Origin of the sequence: Protofrankia sp. CiP1_Cm_nod1, assembly GCF_920888515.1 — a bacterium.
In the GTDB taxonomy this organism is placed as follows: Bacteria; Actinomycetota; Actinomycetes; order Frankiales; family Frankiaceae; genus Protofrankia.
Genome location: NZ_CAKKTM010000120.1, coordinates 1 through 6,562 on the forward strand (window position 1 = coordinate 1; position 6,562 = coordinate 6,562).

At 72.2% G+C, this 6,562-nt stretch carries 5 protein-coding genes; 2 read left to right on the forward strand and 3 right to left on the reverse strand.

Annotated elements, in window-relative coordinates:
* Both NBX02_RS05755 and NBX02_RS05760 read right to left on the reverse strand, forming a co-directional pair.
* Nucleotides 1–376: urease subunit beta (locus NBX02_RS05755; RefSeq protein ID WP_445548285.1), on the reverse strand; the 376-nt coding region annotated here is incomplete at its 3' end.
* 89 nt (nucleotides 377–465) lie between these two features.
* The gene (locus NBX02_RS05760) at nucleotides 466–768 is read right to left on the reverse strand and encodes an urease subunit gamma (protein ID WP_250285998.1); all 303 of its coding nucleotides are present in this window, start codon (nucleotides 766–768) and stop codon (nucleotides 466–468) included.
* Nucleotides 769–1,198: 430 nt separating this feature from the next.
* On the opposite strand from NBX02_RS05760, the gene NBX02_RS22950 reads away from it, so the two are divergent.
* Both NBX02_RS22950 and NBX02_RS05770 read left to right on the forward strand, forming a co-directional pair.
* Entirely contained in the window at nucleotides 1,199–2,944 is a 1,746-nt protein-coding gene (locus tag NBX02_RS22950) for an adenine deaminase C-terminal domain-containing protein (RefSeq protein WP_445548286.1), read from the forward strand.
* Between the two features lie 371 nt (nucleotides 2,945–3,315).
* Nucleotides 3,316–3,846: a hypothetical protein gene (locus tag NBX02_RS05770; protein ID WP_250290311.1), complete on the forward strand. Its 531-nt coding sequence runs from the start codon at nucleotides 3,316–3,318 to the stop codon at nucleotides 3,844–3,846.
* Nucleotides 3,847–4,539: 693 nt separating this feature from the next.
* Here NBX02_RS05770 and NBX02_RS05775 read toward each other — a convergent pair.
* A complete protein-coding gene (locus NBX02_RS05775) occupies nucleotides 4,540–5,760 on the reverse strand; it encodes a Rieske 2Fe-2S domain-containing protein (protein ID WP_250285995.1) in 1,221 nt (406 codons plus the stop codon).
* Between the last annotated feature and the right edge of the window lie 802 nt (nucleotides 5,761–6,562).

The window sequence follows — 6,562 nt, forward strand, 5'->3', positions numbered from 1 at the left end:
GGCCGTCGGCGGGGCCCGCGGGTGCGCTGCCCGCATCCTGGGGGGCGGGGCTGTCCAGCGGGCCGGCGGATTCGGGGCGCAGGCCGGGGACCAGCCGCCGGCCGCCCAGCGGGACGAGGTCCACCTCGCGTTCGACGCCCGGCTCGAACCGGACGGCGGTGCCGGCCGGGACGGCCAGCCGGTGCCCCCAGGCGGCGTCCCGGTCGAACTGAAGGGCGGGGTTGGCGGCGGCGAAATGGTAGTGCGACCCGACCTGGACAGGACGGTCGCCGATGTTGCGCACACGCAGCGTCAGCACTGGCCGTCCCGGGTTGATCTCCACCGGGTCGCCGTCGTGCCAGATCTCGCCCGGCCGGATGCCGGCGGCCGCGCTCACCGGCCCGGCCCGCTCACGAGCTCGGCCCGCTCACGAGCCCGGCCCGCTCGCGAGCCCGGCTCCACGCGGGCCGGTGGGCACGGCCAGGCTCACGGGATCGGCTCGTGGACGGTGACCAGCTTGGTGCCGTCCGGGAAGGTCGCCTCGACCTGGACCTCGCGGAGCATCTCGGGGACGCCGTCCATGACGTCCTCGCGGGTGAGCACGGCCCGGCCGGCGGACATCAGGTCGGCGACGGTGCGGCCGTCCCGGGCGCCCTCGAGCAGGAACGAGGTGATGACGGCGGTCGCCTCCGGATGGTTCAGCCGCAGGCCGCGGGCCCGCCGCTCGCGGGCGAGCCCAGCCGCCACGTGGATGAGCAGCCGTTCCTGTTCGTGCGGGCTGAGCAGCACGGTGGCGAAGTCTAGCGGCCACGGGCATGCTGCGGCTACGCCGTGCTGCCCACCGTCCGCACGGAGAATCCGGTCATGCCGGGCCTATCCGGTCATGCCGGGCCCATCCGGTCATGCCGGGCCCATCCGGCAGTGCCGGGCCGGCGTCGCCCGGACGTGTCTCCTGGGTGCGTCGTCGCGATGTCCGGGATCTCTTGAGAAGCCCGCCATTGTGACTATCAGCGCCGAATCTGTGACGGCCACGTTAAAAGGCGCTGGTTCGCGGGCGCCACCGCGGCTGTGGCGGCACAGTAAGCGGCTGTGCCGCGTTCGTGTACCCGGTGCGGAGCGGCAGGGCCGTGCCAGGGCGTAATGTACGTCACATCGCCGGCTGACTTCTTAGCGCAGGGTCATATCCCATCCTCGTCCTAACGGTGTCTGCGGAGGGCTCATGACCACCGAGCGTGACCGCCAACAGGGGTGGTCCGCGCGCGGACCCGAACTGGTGACCTGTCTGCCGGAAAGGCCCTCGGCCGGACACGGCCACCGGCCACGGCCCGGAGCTGTCGCTGTCCACGGCGCCGCCGGCCTCGCCCCGAGCCCGGCGGAGCTCCAGCGCCTGCGCCGGGTCGCGGACGGCCAGGAGGAGGCGGACCTGATTGTCCACGGCGGCACGCTGGTCGTCGTCCACACCGGTGAGCTCCAGCGCCGTGACCTGCTGATCGTCGGACGGTTCATCGCCGCGGTGACGCGGCCCGGGGCGTTGGGGGCCCGCCGGGGGCTGGACGCGTCCGGCCGCTACCTCCTGCCCGCCTACGTCGACGAGCGCATCCAGGTCGAACAGACCCTGCTGACCCCCGGCGAGCTCGCCCGCGTCGTCGTGCCCCGGGGAACGGTCACCCTGCTGGCGGACACCAGCCGGTTGACCGGGCTGTACGGGCCGCGCGGCGGACAGCTCGCCACCGCCACCCGCACCCCGATGCGGCTGCTGGAAGCACCGTCCGTGCCATCGGCCATACCGCCCATGCCCGCGGTGAGGGCGGCGATGGTGCCGCGGCAGCCGGTTTCCTTACCCGAATCCGCCGGAGAGACGTCACTGGACGTCACCGGCATGGCCGGGACGCTCCCTGTGGGGCCCGAGCCCACCGGCGGGCTCGCGGGGGCCGGCCCCCTGCCCGGCTCCGGGCCGGCGTCGAGGCTGGGGGCGGGGTCCGGGCTGGGGCCGGCGAGCCCACCGGCCGGGCGGACCGCTGACGACGACGCCTGGGAGGCTCTGCTGGACGCCTCCGGCGGGCGTTCGCTCATCGATCTTGTCGTGCACGGCCATCTCGACCGGGACGTCCGCCGGGCGGCCAGGGCGGGCATGGACCCGATGACCGCCGTCCGCATGGCAACCCTCACCCCGGCCCGCCGCCACGGCCTGGACCACCTGCTCGGGTCGCTCACGCCGGCGCGGCTGGCCGACATCCAGATCGTCAGCGAGATCGCCGGGCCCCGGCCGCCGGAGGTCGTGCTCTCCGGTGGCCGGCTGGCCGCGGAGCGGGGCCGCCCGCTGTTCGACAACCTCGACGTCGTCCCCGCCTGGGCCCGGGAACGGCTGTCACTGCCCTCCGGGCTGCACGGCGGGTCGTTCACGGTACCGGCGGCGCCCGTCGGTACCGCCGGTCGGGGCGTGAACGCGGCCGAGCTGCGTATCACGCAGGATGACTATCCGTATGTTGAAAGCGTCGTGGTGCGGCCGGCTACCGTCGACGGCGCTACTGGCTGCCCCGGGGCGGATCCGGAACGCGACCTGCTGAAGGTGGCTCTTGTCACCTGCCGTGTGCATCGGGACCGCCCCGCCGGGACACGGGCCGGGTTCATCCGCGGGATCGGCCTGCGCCAGGGGGCGATCGGGATGACCACGAGTGTGGCACCCGGCGACCTGGCCATCATCGGGGCCGGCGACCACGACATGATGACGGCCGCCCGGGCGCTGGAGGGGATGGGCGGCGGTTTCGTCGTGGTCGACCGCGGCTGGGTGCTGGCGGCCTGCCCGCTGCCGGTGGCCGGCGTGATGAGCGACGCCCCCTGGGACGCCGTGCGCGACCAGCTGGACGGCGTCGACGCGGCCGCCGCGGCCCTCGGCTGCACGCTCGCCGCACCGTTCCTCACCCTCGCGCCGCTGGGCCAGCGGCTCTATCACCCGCCCTTCTGACGGACAGGCCTGCCCGCCCGCCCGAGTAAGCGGCCCCTCGTGTCGCCTGCTCGGGCAGGCGCGGCCGGAAGCCCGCCGTCCGCCCGTCCGCCCGTCCGCGGAAGTGATCTGCTCGTTCTCCTGGCGGAATGCCCGGCTGTCTCTCCAGCGGCCCGGCCTGTCCGTCTTCCCCCCACCGTGTCCGGCACGTCGGGCAGGTCGTAGCTTTGGCGGCGTCGGCCGAGGCGAGGGCCACGGGTTCCGCGGGCCGACATGTGGGGGATGCACGGGCGGCGCATCCGTGCGTGGGGAATCAGAGAGTGGGGGATCTAATGCGTTTGGCGCCTGTGACGGGCCACGTGGGAACATCGCGGCTTCGTACCGCTCGCACCGTGACGGCCGGAGCCGGTGCGGGCCTGGCACTTCTGCTCGGCGCGTGTGGCGGATCCACGTCGCCGTCCTCCGTGGCGGGTGGGCCGGCGACAGCGGTCGAGGCCGTGCGGAGCATCGCGTCGGTTGATCTGCCGACCGATCTGCCGACCGATCTGGCGCTGCCGTCGCGCACGCCTCCCGCGGCGGCGGGTACGGCGGCTCCTCAGGCCGCCACGACCGCGACGGCGGGTGTGGCGGCCCTGAAGGGAACGGTCGTCTCCGCGGGCTTCCCGTTCCCCAGGGGCGCTGTCCCCACGGTCTCGGTGTCCAAGCCTCAGCACGCGACGATATCGCTACAAGGCGTGACACCGGCCGCAGCACTCCAGTTCTACCGGCAGGCGCTGCCCGCCGCCGGTTACAAGTTCCTGCAGCAGGGCGGCTCGGACGGCAGGACGAAGCTCACCTTCGAGGGGAAGGGCCAGAACATCCAGCTCCTCGTGGGCGGTGACGGCAGTCCGGATCTTGTCCTGCTCCTCTTCGAGAACCTGTAACAGCGGAATGCGTAGGTGGAAAACGCTGCTGTAACAACGGTTTCCACCTACGGACGCGGAAGCTGTAGGTGGAAACCGTCGCCGCGGTGATGGTTTCCACCTACAGTCTCCGCCGTGTGGGCTTCCGGAGGAGGCAACGGCCGGCGCCACGGGGCGGTCGGTGCCACCGGGCCGACGCCACGGTGGCGACGCGATCCCGAGGAGCGCGGTCCCGGCGGGAGGGGCGTTGTCGGGGAGAAAAACCGGCCTTGGTCGCAGCTTTCTTCTCGAGCGTCCCGGACGGTCGTTGCAACCGCGGCGATTGTTGGGACAACCGCTGGTCGCGGAACCACGGGCGCCTGGTCCGAGCTGGTGTTTCATGCCGCTGGCCGCCGGTTTGGAAAGGCGGCGGCCAGCGGCGGTACGCGCGGGCAAAAGGCGGGGTGGGTGGCGGCGCCCGCGAGGCGGATGGGAGGATATCGGTATCGGGATTCCGGTCGTCCGCACCTATACGTTTCACACGTATGCGTTTCATGCGTGTGTGTTTCATACGTTCCGGTGCGCGTTCGCGCGTGTCGGCAGCCGGTACGAGCCGATGACGGGCTGGCTCATGGGCGGACGCGCCCATGGCGGCCGAGGTCGGCGAGGTCGGCGAGGTCGGCGAGGTCGGCGAGGACGGCGAGGACGGGCGGGCCGCGGGCCGGGCCGAGGGGGTCAGGGGCGGGAGCCTGCCTTCACGCGACGGGCGTAGCGGATACCGGCGGGCCGGTCGCGCGCCGGTATCCCCCGGGCCTGTTCGGCCAGCGCGGACAGCGCCCGTCGCAACGCGGCCCCGACGGTGTCCGCGTTCGCCTGGGCGCTGCCGGGTGCGCCGTTCGTGAGCGCGTCAGCGTCCGTGTGGGTGCTTCCGGTGCTTCCGGTGATGTCGTGGCTGGTAGCTGGCAGGGGCAGGCCGTCCAGCGGGTGCCTTTCCCGCGCGGTGAGGTGCAGATCAATGATCATTTGTTCGACGCGCGCGGCCTCGGCCAGCCGGTCGGGGCTCCCGGCGCAGTCGTTGCGGAACAGGCGGGCGTAGACACGGGTGGACGTGGCGTCCTCGGGCTGGAGGCAGAAGAAGATCGTGCTGGTGGTCCCGGTGTCGGGGCAGCGCAGGACCAGGCGGAGCTGGAACGGCGGCCGGTAGAGACAGGTCGACAGCTGCCGGCGGCCGCTCCAGGGCCGCGAACCACCCTCCGTCGTTACCGAATTTGCTGGACTGGTGACTGTCTGCTCCATTCGCAGGCGAAAACCATTGCCATCGGTAGTGATGTCACGACGAAAGGTGATTGTCTGTTCCCCTGTGCCGCCCGCGCCCGCGCGGATCGGGCCGCCGCGGACCGGGTCGGCGCAGACCACGCTCGGGTGGACGAACGGCAGGCTCGCCGCCTCGAGGAGATCATCGGCGAGTACGCCCGCGCACGCTCTGCTCCGGTTGACATCCAGCCAGCGGGAGGCGAAGACGGAGTCGTCCGCCTCGGGCAGATCGATGATGTCCGCGAACGGTTCCTCGGGAGCGATCCAGACCAGTCCGTGACGTTCGGTGGCGCCCCACGCCGAGGCGGCCCGGGTGCGTCCCGGCCGGGAGCCGGGCGGGCCGGGCGAGCCGGGCGTCGGGCCGGACGCGGGCTCCGGGCCGGGCATGGCCGTGCACGCGCCGGACGCGACGAAACGCCAGCCATGGTAGGCGCAGGCCCGCCGGGGGCCGTCGACACGGCCGGCCGCCGACGGCGTCAGCAGGTACGGACAGTGGTCGGCAAGGGCCATCACCCGGTTGTCGAGACGGGCGATCACCCATGGTTCGCCGAGGAGCCGTACGGATACCGGCTCGTCACCGATGTCCGACGACCGTGCGACCGGATGCCAGCCGTGCCGCAGCGAGAGATCCGTGTTCGTCATGCGTGAGCGGACGTCGACCACCTCCGGGAGAAGGGGCTGCCGGGGCAGGGGCTGCCGGCCGTGGGGGCGGATCGCGGGCCAGCCGCTGGCTGGCCTGGGCGGGCCCGGGTCCGCGATCCGGTGACGGGTGTGGTAAAGCGTTCTTCGAATGTGCTGATTGAAGTGAGCCGTTGTTTCGGTTTCGCGTCCCGGGTGTGACGCAAGGTGATGGTGATCGATATCTCACTGTGTTCCGTCACCGTGTTCCGGGGCTCCCCGGCCGTGGCTTCGGGCTCAGGGGCCCGGCGCGCCGGAAATCATGTGATCGCGATACCCCCGTGTTCGGGGAATCTGTGGGTGTCGTCGTGAGAACGCTCCCTTTTCCCGAGAAAACCGGACGTCTTCGTACTGGACGGCTACGGTTCCCGCCGCGGGCGCATCGCGTTCAATGCGGATGAATGCGGTCACGATCCGGCACTGTCGGCTTTCGCCGGATGACTCCCGCCGGTGGCCGGGCAGGAGGACCCGGCGCGTCGCCGACAGTGAACATGCGTGTAACCTCGCAGGACTATCGTCGGCTGTCATGTGGGGCCATGCGCGACCGACTGTCTTCCCTGCTGGCATACCCACCAGTGGGTTTCCGTGTCGCGCCGGCGTTCCCACCGCGTCTTCCATGATTGCGACTTCCATGATTGCCACCACGGGCGACACCGTCGATGGCCGGACCGCCCGGCCGGCCGGGCGGGCGACGGCCGGCACGGCCGGCCTGGCCAGCCCGCCCGGCCTGTGCCGGCCGCTGACCGTGGCCGACACCGTCGAGATC